Source organism: Acaryochloris sp. 'Moss Beach' (assembly GCF_021497025.1).
GTDB classification, from domain to species: domain Bacteria; phylum Cyanobacteriota; class Cyanobacteriia; order Thermosynechococcales; family Thermosynechococcaceae; genus Acaryochloris; species Acaryochloris marina_A.
In genome coordinates this window covers 5,010,861-5,027,864 of record NZ_CP071717.1, presented here as the reverse complement: position 1 = coordinate 5,027,864, position 17,004 = coordinate 5,010,861, and the positions used below count along the sequence as shown (strand labels likewise).

Below are 17,004 nucleotides of genomic sequence, written 5' to 3'. Positions count from 1 at the left end.
AATATAACCTGCACTTTTAAAAGTCTTTCTCCATCGATAAGGGCTAGAAGCCTTACTGAGTAAAGATAAATATACTTTCAACAGTAAAAGAATGAATAAAGTTGAGGGGTAACGAATAGGGCAACCTTTCCAGAACGGATAAAGTCTGCCCCAGGAATATGATGTCTTCTGGGCTAAAGCAGCCTTAAAATGGGCGTTCATTCTGTTCATCGAAACATTGAACAAAAGTAACGATATGCTAATAAATCCAACCTAATTCCCAGATAAGCTTCAGACCATGAAACTGATAATGTTCGATATTGATGGCACCCTTACGGCCTCCAATGACCTCGACGATCTGGCGTTTGTCCAAACAGTTCAAGACATTTTTGGAATTACGAATATCTCTGAAGATTGGGCCACCTATACCCATGTCACGGATGCCTGTATTCTTCGGGAAATCTGTGAACAACAGTTAGGACGTTTACCTGACCCCAATGAAATAGCGCTCTTTCAAAAACAATTGTTGCAACGACTCGCCCAAGGTGCTGTCCGGGAGGGCGGCGTTTTCCCTATTGCTGGTGCTGATGTCCTGCTGAAACAGTTGCAAGCTTCCCCGAATTATCAGATCTGCTACGCAGGTGGCGCTTGGACTGCATCGGTTCAGTTTAAGCTGCAGTCGGCGGGATTACCCTTTGCGGACATTCCATATGCCTTTGCAGACGATCATGATTCACGAGAAGGTATTTGTCAGATTGCTCTGGACCGTGCTCAAGCAACCTACCAACAGACTTTTACCCATGTGATCTATGTGGGGGATGGCATTTGGGATGTACGAGCCGCGAAAAACTTAAAATATCCTTTTATTGGCATTGCGACCGGAGAAGCCGCTCACCAACTTAAAATTGAAGGGGCAAAAGTGATTCTCCCTCACTACGAGGATCTGCAGGCATTCTGGGATGCGTTGGATGCGATCGCACCTTAGTTTCACCCCGCCATCGATTCCCAATTATGACTCGTGGCAAACCGGCAAAACTGCTCAACCATCTCAGAACACTGCAGCCGCCACTTAACACCAACCCGTCGCTGAAAATCGACATCAACAACGGGCAGATAGACAATATCCGTCAACCCCCGCCAGTAAGGCATCATACTCAGACCCAATCCAGCTTTAACCAAAGAAATCACCCACTCTTCATGACTAGCTCGGTACACCACTTTGGGGCAAATCTTCTGGGCCTCTAGCAGTTGACACTCTTGCTTAAAAAATTCACAGTTCACCCGATCAATATAGGGTTGACCATCCAGTTCGGACAACCGCACTGAAGTCCGTTGTGCCAAGGGATGACGGGCAGGAACAGCTAGCAACAAGGGCTGAGTAAACAAAAGAGTTGAGGTTTGGGCATCATCCTGGGGGCCCAACACCGTAATTGCCACATCCACCTCACCTTGGGGGAGTTTGTCCTGCAATGCATCGGCGGGATGGTCATACATTTCCAGGGTCACATGGGGATAGTGTTGCTGAAAACTATGAACCAAATCGGCCAGCTCACTCACCCGCAAGGTACTCAGCACCCCCACCTTGAGAGTCGGGCGATCGTTAAAGCCTTTGAGCTCATGTAGGGCCGCTTGGTACTGAGCCATAATCACCGTGGCCCGCTCCTTAAACGCCTGTCCCGCTGCGGTTAAAACCGTCCGTCGCCCCCCCCGCTCGAACAACGCCACTCCTAGCTCTTGCTCCAGCTTTTTGATTCCTGCCGATAGGGACGGCTGAGAAAGATAGAGTCGCTCTGCTGCCCGGGAAAAGGTACCCGTTTCAGCAATGGTCAGAAAGTATCGAACTTGGTAGAGATCCATATATAGATAATATCTATAGCTTCTATACAATAAATAGTCTTGCTCTATAGTTTAACCTGCTCCAGGATAGAGAAAGCGAAACGGAACTGCGATCGCACTCTCTATCCCGGACTAAACCTATGATTACTTTTGCTCAAACCACCTCACCCAAACTCCTCATGGGCCATGCCGCCCCACCCCTAGTTGTTCGGACCTTAGATAACGGACCATGGCGCTTGGCAGATCAAACCCCTGAGCACTACACGATGGTGGTTTTCTATCGCGGGCTCCATTGCCCCATTTGTCAGCAATATCTCACTGAACTTGATCAAAAGCTGGCATCCTTTACCCAACTTGGCGTTCAAGTGATTGCCCTGAGTGGTGATGGCATAGACAAAACACAGCAACTCAAGACCCAGGCCAACCTCCAGCAGTTATCTCTCGGTTATGGCTTAACACCAGACCAGATGCGGGACTGGGGTTTATATCTGAGTCAAGGCCATTTTGAACAAGAGCCGGCTTTGTTTAGTGAACCCGCCGTGTTTCTCATTCAGCCGGATGGTCGATTGTACTTCGCCAATATTGGCACCCATCCGTTTTCCCGCATCGATTTTGATTCGCTATTGAGCGGCCTAGCCTACATCATTCCCAACAACTATCCCTTGCGAGGAACAGAGTAAATATTCTGTCTCCCATTCATCTGCGAACTTTCAATCACCCCTAAGGAGAACACTATGAATACTGCCCTTTTCTATCTAGCAGCCAGCGGCATGCTCTGTGTACTGCTGTGGACACCCTATATTCTCAATCGCGCCTTTGTCTGGGGAATACCGGCTTTTATCAGTAACTATCCCACTCGCAAATTTCCCGCCGAATCCCCCAATATTCCAGTCTGGGCACAGCGAGCCCAACGAACCCATCTGAATATGGTGGAAACCCTGCCCGCATTTGCCGCAGTTGTGATCGCAGCCCACTTAACTGAAGCCAATCCTGGTGTGATTACAGCTTGGGCTGCAACCTTTTTCTGGGCACGCGTCATGCACGCCAGCGTATACATCTTCGGGGTTCCTTATTTACGGACTCCCACATACTTGGTTTCTTGGGCGGCTGTGCTGATGATTGGGGCTCAGGTGGTTTTCTAGCAACCTGTCCTTAGATGCCACACCACTCCCGTATAAGTAACAAGCCTTTAGACAAAAAAAGCTACGACTATCGCCACCACAAGAACTTCATGCTGGCTAATTAACAGTGCAGCATGAAGTTCTCATCAAAATTATTTAAGCTATATCATCCGTCTTACTGACCGACATCTTGCCAGAGAGTGCCTTGATGAGGAACAACACCCTCGTGAACGACTGTGTTTGCGTTCGCAGTATTTCCTTGAAGAGAGGAGCGGGTCAAAGAATAACCTACAACGAAGGCTGAAAAGCCAACTGCCAGTATCGAGAAAGCGGCTAGGGATGCACCAAGGACGCGATCAGAATTAGAAGACTGAGTATGCGAATACATTTCTATATAGCCCAAGATTGAAACATTCAATCTTAGTATCTTCTCAGTTTATTCCGTATAAATCGATACCCTTTATAAAAGCTTTACTCTTCTGGAACTTGGCTAATCTGAAAAGGCTGGAGAAACTGATCGGTTAGGGACAAGGGTAAATCGGTATTGTGGGATACAAAACCATGACCAATTCCGGCAAAAAACCCGATTAAGGTTGCATAGAGTAAAGGTGATCTGCTGTTCATACGAGATGTCGAGAAGTGAAATAAAACAAGTAGAAAGCCTACTAGGGCCAGCCATCACCACTGCTAAATCTTGGGCTTTGAAACGCATTGGGTACAAGCTCAAACCTGCTGTTATCAGCACGCTTGTTCGTTATGTTTACTTAAGTTAGCAATTCTTAGTAGAGGGATTCTGTAACCGTTCTTACGGTTTGATGATTTCAATGGCGGCATTATGCAGAAACTGCAATTAAATTATTCAAAAATTGCAATCCTCTGCCAATCCAAAAATATTTTTTAGCTGAGTCTTCTCATCCATTTAAGGTTCTAGGTTGACTGAAATTCTTAAGATGCCAGCACTGCCATCTTTGCCATTTTTATCTATGATTTTTTGCGTTTCAGTTCGCGATTTTGCCTGGGCCAGCAGCTTATAGGTCCCCGGTTGAGTCGGCTGCCAAAGATACTGCCAAAGAGTCCATTCATGGGGGGAACTGGGCTGATTGATATCTGCTTGCATCCAGGTCTGCCCATTATCCGTACTAATTCTGACCCACTCCATCGGCTGAGCCTGATCAATCGCCACACCTGCAAGGGTGACCCCTCCCTGCCATCCGCTCTCTCCCATTCGGGGCAGATCAACATGGTAGTTTTTATTCCAAACCTTCTCCCCTTGGATCTTCTGGGTAATAGCATGGGTCGCGATTTTTGCGGTATTCGACCAGCCTTGACGTTCCCAGTATCCTTTTTTGGGAGTAGCAATGGCCTCGATTTCTGTCAGCCATTTCGGTTGCTTCTGGCCATACCGCCCCGGAATGATGATTCGCAGGGGAAAACCATGGGATCTCGTTAGCGGCTCCCCATTCATTCGATGCACGAGCTGCACATCCGATCTCATCAAATCGGCAACGGGCAAAGTCGTCTCATAGGAATCAGCACCATGGAGCATAAACTCAACCGCCTTGTCCTGCACACCTACTTGCTTAAGAAACGGCAATAAAGGCGTCCCCATCCAGAGGGCATTGCCGATTTGTTTTCCCCCGGTGCGATTGCCAATGCACTCCATCGTTAAATAAAAGTCTGCTTGGGGTGCCGCTAAAATATCGGTAAATTTTAGGGTCAGGGGTTGATCCACCAGTCCCGTAAACTGCAATTGCCAAGTATCGAGATTGACTTCAGGGGGTGACGCGTAGGACTGCACATAAAACTCTCCTACGGGAGTAACCTGATGTTCCGGTAAAGGTTGATCAAATTGCTGGGGTTCTACGGCAAATAAGAGACGTAAGTGCTGAGAGTTGACACATCCTGGCAGGAGTGTGGCAACCATACCACCGGATGCTTGCAAAAGTCGCTTTAATGCCTGACGTCGTTTCATAAGCTGCCGCCCCCTTCAGTCTCTAATGTTTCTGCCCAAATTCATGGCTCTAGCTTAGAGGAAAAATCTAAGGACAACCTGAGAGAGAAGATAGCTGGTCATCCAGGGGATGAAGCTAACACTGATGGGGCAAGAGAAATTTATTGCGCCAATTCTGTAGATTCATCAAAGATTTGAACCTCAGAAAAAGAACAGGATTGGGGAGTCCATACTCAGAACCCTTGTGATCAATGCTATTGCGTTTAAAGGGTTATAAATCTCTCAAAACCGCTATGGCTAAGCTTGCTAACCGAATTAATGTGATTTTCTCACTGCGAACTCAAAACAACCCTGTGTAATCGCTAGCCTTGAATCCATTCAGGATGCCGAATCATCAAGATTGACTAGCGGTTCAAACCAGAGAATGTCACAATCCTTAGAAGTGGAAATTGAAGTCCCTGACTACACCTGAGAAGGATTGCCCCGGACTCATCCACAATTCCCGACCTGCCTATTTCTGAGAAGTTCCTAGCTTATGCCTCGCCGTGATGATCTGCACAAAATCCTGCTGATTGGTTCTGGGCCAATTGTGATTGGGCAAGCCTGTGAATTTGACTATTCCGGTACCCAAGCCTGCAAAGCATTGCGGGACGAAGGATATGAAGTGGTGTTGATTAACTCTAATCCCGCCACGATTATGACGGATCCAGAAACAGCGGAGCGGATCTATATTGAACCCCTAACCCCCGAATTGGTCGAAAAGGTGATCGCCAAAGAACGACCCGACGCCTTATTGCCAACGATGGGCGGACAAACCGCTTTGAACTTGGCAGTCACTTTAGCCAAGACCGGGGTGTTAGACAAATATGGTGTGGAGCTAATTGGAGCCAAACTCCCGGCCATTGAAATGGCAGAAGATCGCAAGCTATTTAAAGAAGCCATGGAGCGAATTGGCCTAGGCGTTTGTCCGTCAGGCTTAGCTGAGACCATGGCGGAATCCCAGCAAATTGCCCAGGAGATCGGCACCTATCCTTTAATCATTCGCCCGGCCTTTACTTTAGGGGGAACGGGTGGCGGCATTGCCTATAACCAAGAAGAATTTGAAGCGATTTCCCAGAGTGGTCTCGATGCCAGCCCCGTTTCTCAAATTTTGATTGAGAAGTCCCTGATTGGCTGGAAAGAGTATGAGCTGGAAGTCATGCGGGATCTGGCCGACAATGTGGTGATTATTTGCTCCATCGAGAATATCGATCCGATGGGCGTACATACGGGGGACTCAATTACTGTTGCCCCAGCCCAAACTCTGACGGATAAGGAATATCAGCGATTGCGGGATGCTTCTATTAAGATCATCCGCGAAATCGGGGTAGAAACGGGTGGATCAAATATTCAGTTTGCAGTGAATCCTGTCGATGGCGATGTGGTTGTCATTGAGATGAATCCTCGGGTGTCTCGTTCTTCCGCCCTCGCGTCCAAGGCTACCGGATTCCCTATTGCTAAGTTCGCAGCCAAATTGGCGGTTGGCTATGCTCTTAGCGAAATTCCCAATGATATTACGCGCAAAACCCCAGCAAGCTTTGAGCCCAGCATCGACTATGTCGTCACTAAAATTCCTCGGTTTGCTTTTGAAAAGTTTCCCGGTTCAGAACCTACGTTAACCACGCAGATGAAATCTGTGGGCGAGGCGATGGCCATTGGCCGCACCTTTCTAGAATCATTTCAGAAGGCTCTACGGTCGTTAGAAACAGGACGATTTGGCTGGGGATGTGACCAGGCTGAGAACCTGCCGAGTCTAGAGCAGATTCGGGCTAGCCTCCGAAATCCTAACCCTGACCGTATCTATACTGTTCGCCATGCCTTGCAGGCGGATATCAGCGTTGAAGAAATTTATGAGATTACGGGAATTGATCCCTGGTTCCTTTGGCATTTTCAGGAACTGCTAACCACTGAAAACTATCTTAAGCAAACCAATCTATACGATGTGACAGCAGACTTGATGTGGCAGATTAAGCAGCAAGGATTTAGCGATCCACAGATTGCCTTCGCCACCTTAGCCAGCGAAGATGAAGTCCGCACCTATCGGAAACAGTTAGGGGTGGTGCCTGCCTATAAAACGGTAGATACCTGCGCGGCTGAGTTTGAAGCTTTGACCCCCTATTACTATTCCACCTATGAGCAGGAATCGGAGGTGTTGCCCTCCGATCGCCGTAAGGTAATCATTCTGGGGTCGGGGCCGAATCGGATTGGCCAAGGTATTGAGTTTGACTACTGCTGTTGCCATGCGTCCTATGCTTTGCAGGCGGATGATTTTGAGACAATCATGGTCAATTCCAACCCGGAAACCGTCTCCACGGACTATGACACCAGCGATCGCCTTTATTTTGAGCCTCTGACTAAAGAAGATGTGCTCAATATTCTGGAAGCAGAAAATCCAGAAGGGATCATTATCCAGTTTGGTGGACAGACTCCTCTAAAGTTGGCGGTGCCGCTGCAAACCTATTTACAAGGGAAGCCAGATGGGCCGAAGATTTGGGGCACGTCGCCAGACTCCATTGATATTGCCGAGGATCGGGAGCGATTCGAGCAGATTCTCCATACCCTCAACATCACACAGCCACCCAATGGGATTGCCCGCAGCAACCAGGAAGCCATTGAAGTGGCCCAGCGGATTCAATATCCCGTGGTGGTGCGGCCCAGCTATGTGCTGGGGGGACGGGCAATGGAGATTGTCTACTCAGATGAAGAGCTAGAGCGCTATATGACCTTTGCGGTCCAAATAGAACCAGATCACCCCATCTTGGTGGACAAGTTTTTAGAAGATGCCATTGAAGTAGACGTAGATGCGATCGCAGATCGTACTGGTGAAGTTGTGATCGGCGGCATTATGGAGCATATCGAGCAGGCGGGGGTTCATTCGGGCGATTCTGCCTGCGCGATTCCTACCCTATCCCTAGGAGAAGAAACCCTAGCGACGATCCGACAGTGGAGTAAGCAGCTTGCACAACAGCTTAATGTCATTGGCTTAATGAACCTGCAATTTGCTGTCCAGGGGGAACAGGTCTATATCTTGGAAGCCAATCCCAGAGCTTCTCGCACGGTCCCCTTTGTCTCTAAAGCAATTGGCTTGCCCATCGCTCAAGTTGCAGCTCGGTTGATGTCAGGCCAAACACTAGCGGAACTAGGGATCACAAAGGAGCGAATTCCTCAGCATATCTCTGTAAAAGAGGCAGTATTGCCCTTTGCTAAATTCCCTGGCACCGACACGATTTTAGGCCCCGAAATGCGTTCTACAGGTGAGGCAATGGGGATTGATACTGATTTTGGTAAAGCCTTTGCCAAATCTCAGCTCTCGGCCCATCAGGATCTACCCCAATCGGGATCGGTTTTTGTCTCCATGACGGATCGAGATAAGCAAGCGGTGATCCCCATTGCCAAGGATTTAATTGACTTAGGATTTAAATTGGTGGCGACAGCCGGAACCCAAAAGGTACTGGAGGCAGAAGGCTTTGAGGTGACTCCAGTACTGAAACTGCATGAAGGCCGCCCCAATGTTCTAGATTTGATCAAAAATCGTCAGGTGCAGCTGATTCTCAATACGCCCTCCGGTAGTGATGCCCATGCCGATGGTCGTTTGATTCGACGGTCGGCTCTAGCCTATAAGATTCCGCTGATTACAACGATTGCGGGAGCAAAGGCGACGGCAGCAGCATTGCGATCGCTGCAATCAGAAACAATGGATGTCAAAGCTATTCAGGACTATCACCTGCAAATGCAGTGATTTTTAATGGATCAGCTAAACGGCAAACCGCCAGACAACTGGCTCCCACCCATAGGCATCCCCTTGAGTTCTAACGTGACCCAGCCCTGGGAAGGGCATATGGGGCACCAACAGCAGGCGGCGCTGAGCAGTAACCGTTTCCAGTAACTGACGACGAGCGATTACACCTTGTTCAGGGTCACCATCAAAGGCCACTTCCCAGTCTGGGTTTTCCAAGTTAAGCGGATCGCTAAAGAAAACGTCTCCAGTGGTGAGTAGACTGTCTTCACCGGAAGTAATGAGGAAGGAAGCTTGTCCGGGAGTATGCCCCGTAGAATCAACGGCTTGAATATGGGGAATGACCTCACTGCCCATGGCAAATAGGGTCGTCCGATCTTGAATAGCGCTTAGTCTCTTCTTGGCCCCCATAATCGTCCCAGCCTTTGTTTCCTTGTCTAATAGGGATTTGGGCAGTTCCACGGTGTCCGCCATCCAAAAGTCAGACTCTGCCTGGGAGATATAGAACTGGGCATTGGGTAAGCGCAGCTGGCCCTTAGGATCTAAAATACCGCCGATATGGTCTGGGTGGGCATGGGTCAAAATAACTGTGTCAATTTCTTGGGCAGTAATACCTGCGGCTTCAAGATTTTCCAGCAGATGACCAGCAGTGGGACCAAAGGCAGTCCCTGCGCCTGTATCGATCAGAACTTTATGTTCATCGGTTTCAAGGTATAGGGCATTGATATGGGCTAAAACATCTTTGGTTGCGAGAAAATGTTCCTTCAGTACTGCTGTCACTGCCTTGGGGTCAGCTTTGGGCACAAAGAAGTTTGGTGGAAAGGATAGGGTACCGTCACTCACCACCATGGCCTTAAAGTCGCCCACTTTAAAGTGATAGACGGCGGCATTGGTTGGTCCTGTTTCAGCTTTAGTTTGAGGAAGATCCATTTGTGCGCTGATCACCGACCGGCCTAAGGCCATCGCACTAGTCCCCAACAGCACCATACTAAAGGTTAAACCTGCGGCTAATACCAGTAACTGCCAGCGTCGAAGCCTGTGAGAAAGATTGTTTTTTATTGCCCTCGATAGAGCCCTATACCAGCTTTTTTCTCTCATTTTTGCCCCTATTCACTTGTCTTTAAAGTCTCTGAGATGCGTTTTCTGGTGACGATAAGTTTAGCTGTCTGCTTAATCTAATGGGCGCAAATCTCAGGTTTTGTGGATATTTTACGCCATCTGCCAATACCCATGCTGATAGTCGCTTGATTTGACGGTCTGCCCTAGCCTATAAGACGACGATTGCAGGGGCGACGGCAGCAGCATTACGATCGCTGCAATTAGAAACGATGAATGTGAAAGTCATTCAGGACTATCATTTGCAAATGCAGTGATTCCATCGGTTTCTCCTTGCGGTTATTGAGCTTGGAAAGCTGTTATAAGATTATTTTCCGATTAACCCTATTGTATCTGCGGATTAAATACCAATAGACGCCTCTTAAGTACCAATAGGGCAAGCGCATAATATATTTCGCTTGCCTCTTCATTGCCACTGATGCTCCACTCACCACATCCTGATGAGGCATGATGGGTGCAATCTTTAGCTTAGTCTCAATTAACGTCCTTGCTTCTTGGTGTCTGTGGTATTGAGCATGTACGCCAATTCCCGTAAACGCTTGGACATAATAGGACGGCGGATAAGGCAGTAACATTGCCTCATTGCTTGAGGCCGTTGTCAGGCTGCGAATATCGCTATATTTTGTGACAAAATCTATGCTCTTCACCCCACCTCCTAGGTAGGCCAACATCCTCGTTTTTTCTTGTGTATTAATCCATGATGTGCAGAGCAAAGGTGGTCCAATAACACCATGAAAGAGGAAAAAGGCTTCATGAGAGAAGGAAAGTGACTTGGCTGATTCATTGAGCTTATGAAAAGCCTTACTGAACTTTCTGTCGTTAATGTTTGAAACTATCTCGAATAGGCGTTCTGGTTGACAAAGCATTTTGACTGAATAATAGAGAGTGCAATTAATGGCAATGCCAGCAACGACCATAAAAGCCAATATATATCTGAGAAAGATGCCCATCTCCACCTTGTCTATTGCCCGTTACTCAAGCCCTTGAAGTGGAACTTAGAATACCCAATATCTGTAGGTAACCGTCCGCTAGCTTGGAGTAGGCAAAAATTAAACGACACTCGACCCTAAGTCATCCTGTAGATAGAACCAAACGGGGGTAAGAGTCAGTTATGATCGCAATGTGTCTATACTGATCTTTTAGATTTGAGGTCAACATTATTCTGAAAAAACCCTCCATCAATAACAAAATCCTAGCCAAAAAAGTCCTACTGATCGATCAGACAGGGACTAAGCAAGGAATTGTTGATACACAAGAAGCGCTTTCCCTGGCCCAGCAGGCCAAACTGGACTTGGTGGTCGTCTCCGAACGAGAGGACGCACCAGTCGCCAAGATTATGGATTTTGGCAAGTATCGATATGAGCAGAAGAAGCGTCAGAAGCAGTCTTCCTCTAAACCTTCTCTGAAGGAAGTAAAACTCCGCCCAAATGTGGGCGAAGCTGATTATGGGGTCCGCATTAGTCGGGCTTTGCAGTGGCTTGAAAAGGGAGACAGTGTCAAGTTTCAAGTGCGCTTGAGAGGCCGAGAACACCAGCATCGTGACCGAGCCACCGACTTATTGCAGAGAGTCATCGAGGATTTAAGCAAGGTAAGTGAGGTTCAAATCTTTGATCGACGTGCGTTGATTGTTCAACTTGTGCCTGTATAACACTGCTTTTTCTCTCTTGCGTATAGGTAAGAGAGTATAGGATAGCGAGAATTCAATGAGCGGAGTGCTGCACTTCACAAATAGCACTCCGCTCAATTTGGGTACGTATAAAGTGTTGATACTAAGGTCTTGAGTTTGGACTAGGCTTACTCAACAAGCAGATGTTGCAAGGCACAGTAAAGTATCTCATTCGCCTTCAAGGGTTGAGAATCAGTATCTCTGGTGCGAACTCAAAAGCTTAAGGGCGAAGTTTTGGAGATTTGTAGGGCTTAATGCCTGTGTTACTCGCCGCTTTAAGCTAGGATTTCAGGGATTATGCAGGAGCAATCTGTACCCATGAGTTCTGAAGAGAAATCGCATTCAGTTGCGATCGCAATTCTGTATCAGCAAAATCAGTACTTAATGCAGCTTCGGGATGATATTCCAGGTATTGCCTATCCAGGGCATTGGGGCTTTTTTGGTGGGCATTGCGATCCGGGCGAACATCCAGACGATGCTATTCATCGAGAACTTATGGAAGAACTGGGTTATCGCACATCCACCATTAAGCTATTTAATCTCTATCCTGATCCAGGCGTCGTTCGCCATGTTTACTATGCCCCCCTTACAGTTCCTCTTTCTGAATTGAAACTCATGGAAGGTTGGGACTGGGGATTTTTCTCGCCTGAAGAAATTCAGGATAGCAAACGATACTCCCAAAAAGCCCAAGGCACATTCCCTCTAGCCTATCCCCACCAGAAAATTTTGTTGGATTTTATGGCATTTCAACTTCATCTTGGAAGCCCAAAAAAATAATTCTCCATCAGTCCGAAAGATTGATAGAGAATTATGCACAATATTGAGGTTGGTTTTGGCTTTGCTAAAACCTCATGATTCTTGAGACTCTGGGGGCTCTTGAGAATCGGGTTCCCGGGTGACTTCTTCTTCAGCCTTACTTTCGGCAGATGGGGGATGGTGAAGGGGCCGGGGGTGCTAGCAGGAGCAGGGCTTGCCGCTGGGGCAGAAACGGGTGGTTTGCTCGCAGTAGGCTTAGCTGCTACGGGTTCTTTAGTTTTTTTTTCCGGTACTTTAATATCTAACTTCGTGCGAGCAGTTTGCAGCGCATTATCTGCTCCTTTTTTAGTTGCTTCTATCAGAGATTTACCGGCTTCCGACACAAGGTTGCCATCTCCTACTTCATTTGCTTGGTTTTGTAGAGACTTTACGCTTTCAGACAAGTCAGTATAGCGATCTTTAACCCAACCAATTGAAACGAGTCCCCCAAGAATAAACAGGTAAGCCAGGATACCTGTTTCTTTAATGATGGTCCATGCCAATTCAAAGAATTTTTTAAACGAATCCCATGTATCTTTAGCTGAGACTAAGTCCCACCATTTAGTAAGTTGTTGATTAAATGGGCTTTTATTACTGTCACTCATTAAAGATATCTCCGCTCCAAGAAACCATTTGCCATATCTATCATGGACTGTTGTCTGAACCGGGTCAATCCAGTTTGATTGCAGAAAATCTATCATTTTGCTAAAGACCAATCAGATCTTTTGAACAGAGTGGATATGGGTCTTTAGGATAGGAACACTGAGGAGTTCAGCTCTCAACACAATGAGATTCAGGTTGTTGCAGGATAAACTAATCTCTATTGTGTACTTGTTACCCCTTTCAGAACTGAGGTCTGACTCAAAAGTATGATTTTCCATATTGCTCAAAAGTTTGATTGGCAGGCTGCCCAAACGGCTAGGGAGTATCGCGCCTCTTCCCTTACGACTGAGGGGTTTATTCACTGCTCCGATCAGCATCAAGTCTTAGAAGTGGCCCACCGTTTGTTTTGCGATCGCACAGATCTAGTTTTACTAGAAATCAACCCTCAGCTTTTGGATATGGAGCTGCGATATGAGAATTGTGAGGGAGGAGAAGAGCAGTATCCCCATATCTATGGGGCTATTCCCTTAGCTGCTATTCCAAATACATATCCGTTTTTACCTACTCCATCCGGGGAATTTAAACTACCTCCAGAAATTGAGCACTAATAGCTAAAGGTCTGACAACTTTTTCAAAGTCGATTCTCACCTGCGTGCCTGTGGATTAGGTGCCATCCAATTGAGCAATAGAATAAGGGGTGGAAAAATACAAAAGCAATAGAGGCCTAGTTGGTAGGATCCCGCAAAGTTTTTAAACAGTGCCATCCAAGAAGGACCAATCGCACTGGCAAATACAATACTCATCATCTGTACCCCTGAAATTGCCCCTAAATGGGTTCGACCAAAAAAGCGGGGTAATGCCACGGCAGATAAGGTGCCAAAACACCCCCCACTACTGCCCAATCCAGCAATGGCAAACCCGCGCAAAGCCACAATATCTAAATTAGCCATACTGGCAATGCCAATTCCTAAGGCTGTCATCATGCCCATAAACAGAAATTGCAGCCGAATTCGATCGGCAGCCAAGCCCATCAAAGATCCCATTATCGTCGATACCAACGCCATCGGGATGAATAGGGCGACTGCTTCGGCTTTAGTTAAGCCCACTTCCGCTCCAAGGTCGACGATATGAAAAGTAATGCCTGTGATCGCTAAAGCTTGACAGGATAAGGCTAATGTTACGGCCCAAAAAGCAGGGGTGCGGAGTGCTTCGCTGCGAGTGAAATCTCTGCGGGTGTCAACGGAAGCTTGAGATGGTGGGGGGGCTGAGGGGTTGAATTTCCCGTCCATCTGTAGACCACATTCCTCAGGATTGTCTCGATAGAGAAGCCAGCCTAAACTACTCATGCCCAATCCGACCATTAAGCCCATACTGACCCAGGTCCACCGCCAGGTTGTAGCTTCAATCCAGGTATTGACAATAGAAGGGGTTGAGGCGAAGCCAAAAGAAATAAAGACTCCAGCAATCCCCGAGGCTAAACCCCGTCGCTTATCAAACCATTTACCTAAGGTGTTACGACTGGACATGGTTAACATGCCTTGCCCACTGAATCGCAGACTGGTAAATCCCAGTACCAGCAAACCAAAGGCAATATAGTTGGAGGTGGGTAAATTCCAGGTTTGACTGAGGGATACGGCGATGCGATCGCACACGCTCATATACCCCAACGTCAGCCCCAACCAAACTGAAGCCAACACCACAGACAGGCGCGTTCCAAACCGATCTAAAAATACACCCCCAAATGGCAACAACAAGCCGCTGGTTACCGTGCCAATCAGATAAGCATTGCTAAGCTGCAGCCGCGATACCCCCGTCGATTCAATCAAATAGTCCGTAAAGACGCTCACTCCCATGGTTTGACCCGGGATACTCATGATGATTCCGATGGTGCAGGCTGCTAAAATCGCCCAGCCATAAAAGAAGGGCAGCTTGCCAGGATCAAAAGGCCATTGAGGACGAAGCAGCGGATGGATCTGTGGTGGATGTTGATCAGTCCGTTGCTTAGACAATCTATTTCGCAACCTCATGCAAAACCTAGTGAGACGATGGGAACCAAAGAGTCTTCAGCTTAACGAATTAGGAGTCCCAGAGAGCGTGAATGCTTGCAAATAAGGGCGATATTATTATGGTTGAAAATCTTCAGCAATCTGATCACCTCACCTCAGACAGTCATCAGCTTCTTCTCAGGTTCCAGCTCTAAATTGATATTAACGACAAAAGAGGCACAGAAGATGACTCCGAAACGTATACTCTCCACTGCATTACTCAGCTTATCCGTTTTCACGATTGGTATCAGCGAAGCGAAAGCCGCCGAGATTGGTTTATTTTCTGACCAGCAAGAGCCTCAATTGGTCTCCTTAAAGTTCAACAAATTTGGTCATCATCGTCGTGGTTTTCATAGTCGCCGCAGATTCCGTCGGCGAAATCATGGTCGCCGACGCTTTAACCGATTCCGTCGCTCCCCTAATTTTGGATTCAAGAAATTCAAAAAATTCGATAAGAAGCATCACGACAAGCACCATGGTCATGATCGTAAGTTCCATCATGACCATAAAGGATTCCATCGTTAGTCGGTATGTCTTTTAACCCACTTAGGCTTCTGGTTCCGAAGTTTCCTGATGAAGATCTGCTGACTCTGGGGCAAAAACAACCAACCCCCGAGGAATGCATTCCACTTCGATGGGGGTTGTCCCAATCATCTCCCCATCCACCACAACCTTTTGGGGTGGTTGAGTTTTTACCTTCACCCGCCGAGTTTGGAGATTGATAATGTCTTCTCGATTGGTGGGTTGGCGCAGAAGGGCGGCACCCACTAAATTCACCATTGCTCCGACCGCTTCCAAGTCTGTTTGGGGAGCGCCAATCGTAATATCCAGCAGTCCATCACTAGCATCGACGACCCCTGCCCCTTGGGCCATCACTGAAGTAGGGGGTGCAGCATTGGCGATCGTGACGGCACCGGCCTTAAAGGTTTTGATCACGCCCTCCACCTCAATCTCCGTTTCAAAAAGCTCCTGCTGATTGAACTGCTTAATCCCTTCCATAATGTAGGCGAAAGCCCCCCAACGATTTTTGGCCTCTCGGTCTGCTCGCTCAATTACTTCTGCCTCTAATCCAATCCCTGCTAGTAAAATCATCGGCTGATCGTTACACTTCGCCACATCGACCACCCAAGTCTTCCCTTGGATAATAATGTTGCAGGCCGTTCGAATAGGTGTAAATCCCTGGGAAATGCTGAGGGCCGCCGCAAAAGCGTTGGCTGTTCCCCGAGGAATCACTCCCAGAGGAATATTGGATCCAATTAATGCCCCTGCCACAGCAGAGATAGTGCCATCACCACCGGAAGCCAAAATCAAATCGGCTTGAGCTGAAATCGCATCTTCCACGAGTTCGCTGGGATGGGTATCTGGAGTGGTTAAATGCACCACTAGTTCCATGGCTGGACTGAGAAGTTCTTCTATCAAAGTTAGATCGTGATCGGCATTGCCTTGCCCAGACACTGGATTGAAAATAAGGTGGGCGACTCGGGTACAGCGCAGTTGCTCTAGGATGGCCGTTGCTGTCCCTACATTGATGGCAACGGGTACATCATAAACGGCACAAATCCGTTGAAGGGTCTGAATATCGGGTTCATGGGGTTGGGCATAGAGCGGATCGATGAGAAAAATAACGGCGGTAACTTTGCCCTCAGCCACCTGGGTTGCAATTTGGGCATCACCTCCCATAGGGCCTGACAGCATTCGCTCTACATCAAGGTCTGTAGCATCCTGAATCCGTTGCCCAGTCGTACCTGTGGCAATGATGCGATACCGACAAAGGACAGGTTGGTATTGCTTGGCAAATTCAACGATTTGATCTTTTTTCCGATCGTGTGCGATCAATGCGATCGTAGCTGCCATGCAATTGCCTCGTGCTCAAAACCTGTGTCTTTTGTTGATCATACGTTGTTCTATGAGCTTGACAGAATCGTTCAAGTGTCCAAGCTTATCAGTGGCTTATCTCCCGAAATTCGTATCAGTGATTCCCGCTTTACACAGCGATCATGCATGATCTGGTTGACCCATGATGAATCTAATTTTGTGTTCTTCCTGATGATGCTAGACCTTTGTCTAATCATTTGTAGCAAGCGAACATGCCATGATCTGTAGTTGATCTTTCCTAA

At 47.5% G+C, this 17,004-nt stretch carries 17 protein-coding genes; 8 read left to right on the top strand and 9 right to left on the bottom strand.

What is annotated here, in order from left to right:
- Positions 1-277 precede the first annotated feature (277 nt).
- Positions 278-964 (top strand): HAD family hydrolase, encoded by a 687-nt coding sequence (locus tag HRE53_RS23730; protein ID WP_235108201.1) that lies wholly within the window; start codon positions 278-280, stop codon positions 962-964.
- Between the two features lie 2 nt (positions 965-966).
- On the opposite strand, the gene HRE53_RS23725 is transcribed toward HRE53_RS23730, so the two are convergent.
- Positions 967-1,836, bottom strand: a complete 870-nt coding sequence (locus tag HRE53_RS23725) for a LysR family transcriptional regulator (protein ID WP_235108200.1) — start codon at positions 1,834-1,836, stop codon at positions 967-969.
- A gap of 119 nt (positions 1,837-1,955) precedes the next feature.
- On the opposite strand from HRE53_RS23725, the gene HRE53_RS23720 reads away from it, so the two are divergent.
- Together HRE53_RS23720 and HRE53_RS23715 are read left to right on the top strand one after the other, a co-directional pair.
- Complete coding sequence (locus HRE53_RS23720; RefSeq protein WP_212665545.1) at positions 1,956-2,495, top strand: peroxiredoxin-like family protein; 540 nt, start codon at positions 1,956-1,958, stop codon at positions 2,493-2,495.
- Between the two features lie 54 nt (positions 2,496-2,549).
- Positions 2,550-2,957, top strand: coding sequence for an MAPEG family protein (locus HRE53_RS23715; RefSeq protein ID WP_235108199.1), 408 nt, complete (start codon positions 2,550-2,552; stop codon positions 2,955-2,957).
- 154 nt (positions 2,958-3,111) lie between these two features.
- Here HRE53_RS23715 and HRE53_RS23710 read toward each other — a convergent pair whose 3' ends face one another.
- From HRE53_RS23710 to HRE53_RS23700, 3 genes are all read right to left on the bottom strand, one after another.
- A complete protein-coding gene (locus HRE53_RS23710) occupies positions 3,112-3,324 on the bottom strand; it encodes a hypothetical protein (protein WP_235108198.1) in 213 nt (70 codons plus the stop codon).
- Between the two features lie 83 nt (positions 3,325-3,407).
- On the bottom strand, positions 3,408-3,560 hold the full coding sequence (locus tag HRE53_RS23705) for a hypothetical protein (RefSeq protein WP_212665543.1): 153 nt from the start codon (positions 3,558-3,560) through the stop codon (positions 3,408-3,410).
- A 295-nt stretch (positions 3,561-3,855) separates the two neighbouring features.
- Positions 3,856-4,908: a molybdopterin-dependent oxidoreductase gene (locus tag HRE53_RS23700; RefSeq protein WP_235108197.1), complete on the bottom strand. Its 1,053-nt coding sequence runs from the start codon at positions 4,906-4,908 to the stop codon at positions 3,856-3,858.
- A gap of 514 nt (positions 4,909-5,422) precedes the next feature.
- Between HRE53_RS23700 and carB the strand changes: the two genes are divergently transcribed.
- Positions 5,423-8,665 (top strand): carbamoyl-phosphate synthase large subunit, encoded by a 3,243-nt coding sequence (gene carB / locus HRE53_RS23695; protein WP_235108196.1) that lies wholly within the window; start codon positions 5,423-5,425, stop codon positions 8,663-8,665.
- 15 nt (positions 8,666-8,680) lie between these two features.
- Here carB and HRE53_RS23690 read toward each other — a convergent pair whose 3' ends face one another.
- Entirely contained in the window at positions 8,681-9,625 is a 945-nt protein-coding gene (locus tag HRE53_RS23690; RefSeq protein ID WP_235108195.1) for an MBL fold metallo-hydrolase, read from the bottom strand.
- Positions 9,626-10,077: 452 nt separating this feature from the next.
- Positions 10,078-10,728 carry a hypothetical protein gene (locus HRE53_RS23685; protein ID WP_212665540.1) on the bottom strand — a complete coding sequence of 217 codons (651 nt, stop codon included), beginning with the start codon at positions 10,726-10,728 and terminating at the stop codon, positions 10,078-10,080.
- A gap of 206 nt (positions 10,729-10,934) precedes the next feature.
- Here HRE53_RS23685 and infC point away from each other — a divergent pair, with 206 nt between their 5' ends.
- Together infC and HRE53_RS23675 are read left to right on the top strand one after the other, a co-directional pair.
- On the top strand, positions 10,935-11,426 hold the full coding sequence (gene infC / locus HRE53_RS23680) for a translation initiation factor IF-3 (RefSeq protein WP_212666221.1): 492 nt from the start codon (positions 10,935-10,937) through the stop codon (positions 11,424-11,426).
- Positions 11,427-11,762: 336 nt separating this feature from the next.
- A complete protein-coding gene (locus tag HRE53_RS23675) occupies positions 11,763-12,221 on the top strand; it encodes an NUDIX hydrolase (protein ID WP_235108194.1) in 459 nt (152 codons plus the stop codon).
- Here HRE53_RS23675 and HRE53_RS23670 read toward each other — a convergent pair.
- Positions 12,197-12,940 (bottom strand): hypothetical protein, encoded by a 744-nt coding sequence (locus HRE53_RS23670; RefSeq protein ID WP_235108193.1) that lies wholly within the window; start codon positions 12,938-12,940, stop codon positions 12,197-12,199. The two genes, HRE53_RS23675 and HRE53_RS23670, sit on opposite strands and share 25 nt — an antisense overlap.
- A 168-nt stretch (positions 12,941-13,108) precedes the next feature.
- Between HRE53_RS23670 and HRE53_RS23665 the strand changes: the two genes are divergently transcribed.
- Entirely contained in the window at positions 13,109-13,450 is a 342-nt protein-coding gene (locus tag HRE53_RS23665; RefSeq protein WP_212665537.1) for a DUF952 domain-containing protein, read from the top strand.
- A 36-nt stretch (positions 13,451-13,486) separates the two neighbouring features.
- On the opposite strand, the gene HRE53_RS23660 is transcribed toward HRE53_RS23665, so the two are convergent.
- On the bottom strand, positions 13,487-14,716 hold the full coding sequence (locus tag HRE53_RS23660) for an MFS transporter (RefSeq protein ID WP_315876651.1): 1,230 nt from the start codon (positions 14,714-14,716) through the stop codon (positions 13,487-13,489).
- A 357-nt stretch (positions 14,717-15,073) separates the two neighbouring features.
- Between HRE53_RS23660 and HRE53_RS23655 the strand changes: the two genes are divergently transcribed.
- Entirely contained in the window at positions 15,074-15,412 is a 339-nt protein-coding gene (locus HRE53_RS23655) for a hypothetical protein (RefSeq protein ID WP_235108191.1), read from the top strand.
- 21 nt (positions 15,413-15,433) lie between these two features.
- Here HRE53_RS23655 and mgsA read toward each other — a convergent pair whose 3' ends face one another.
- Positions 15,434-16,741 carry a methylglyoxal synthase gene (gene mgsA / locus HRE53_RS23650; protein WP_235108190.1) on the bottom strand — a complete coding sequence of 436 codons (1,308 nt, stop codon included), beginning with the start codon at positions 16,739-16,741 and terminating at the stop codon, positions 15,434-15,436.
- Between the last annotated feature and the right edge of the window lie 263 nt (positions 16,742-17,004).

What these genes read in the sequence shown, in the direction of transcription:
- HRE53_RS23730 (WP_235108201.1), top strand. Translation starts at nt 278, where the DNA reads ATGAAACTGATAATGTTCGATATTGATGGCACCCTTACGGCCTCCAAT.
- HRE53_RS23725 (WP_235108200.1), bottom strand. Translation starts at nt 1,836, where the DNA reads ATGGATCTCTACCAAGTTCGATACTTTCTGACCATTGCTGAAACGGGT.
- HRE53_RS23720 (WP_212665545.1), top strand. Translation starts at nt 1,956, where the DNA reads ATGATTACTTTTGCTCAAACCACCTCACCCAAACTCCTCATGGGCCAT.
- HRE53_RS23715 (WP_235108199.1), top strand. Translation starts at nt 2,550, where the DNA reads ATGAATACTGCCCTTTTCTATCTAGCAGCCAGCGGCATGCTCTGTGTA.
- HRE53_RS23710 (WP_235108198.1), bottom strand. Translation starts at nt 3,324, where the DNA reads ATGTATTCGCATACTCAGTCTTCTAATTCTGATCGCGTCCTTGGTGCA.
- HRE53_RS23705 (WP_212665543.1), bottom strand. Translation starts at nt 3,560, where the DNA reads ATGAACAGCAGATCACCTTTACTCTATGCAACCTTAATCGGGTTTTTT.
- HRE53_RS23700 (WP_235108197.1), bottom strand. Translation starts at nt 4,908, where the DNA reads ATGAAACGACGTCAGGCATTAAAGCGACTTTTGCAAGCATCCGGTGGT.
- carB (WP_235108196.1), top strand. Translation starts at nt 5,423, where the DNA reads ATGCCTCGCCGTGATGATCTGCACAAAATCCTGCTGATTGGTTCTGGG.
- HRE53_RS23690 (WP_235108195.1), bottom strand. Translation starts at nt 9,625, where the DNA reads ATGGCCTTAGGCCGGTCGGTGATCAGCGCACAAATGGATCTTCCTCAA.
- HRE53_RS23685 (WP_212665540.1), bottom strand. Translation starts at nt 10,728, where the DNA reads ATGGGCATCTTTCTCAGATATATATTGGCTTTTATGGTCGTTGCTGGC.
- HRE53_RS23675 (WP_235108194.1), top strand. Translation starts at nt 11,763, where the DNA reads ATGAGTTCTGAAGAGAAATCGCATTCAGTTGCGATCGCAATTCTGTAT.
- HRE53_RS23670 (WP_235108193.1), bottom strand. Translation starts at nt 12,940, where the DNA reads ATGATAGATTTTCTGCAATCAAACTGGATTGACCCGGTTCAGACAACA.
- HRE53_RS23665 (WP_212665537.1), top strand. Translation starts at nt 13,109, where the DNA reads ATGATTTTCCATATTGCTCAAAAGTTTGATTGGCAGGCTGCCCAAACG.
- HRE53_RS23660 (WP_315876651.1), bottom strand. Translation starts at nt 14,716, where the DNA reads ATGAGTATCCCGGGTCAAACCATGGGAGTGAGCGTCTTTACGGACTAT.
- HRE53_RS23655 (WP_235108191.1), top strand. Translation starts at nt 15,074, where the DNA reads ATGACTCCGAAACGTATACTCTCCACTGCATTACTCAGCTTATCCGTT.
- mgsA (WP_235108190.1), bottom strand. Translation starts at nt 16,741, where the DNA reads ATGGCAGCTACGATCGCATTGATCGCACACGATCGGAAAAAAGATCAA.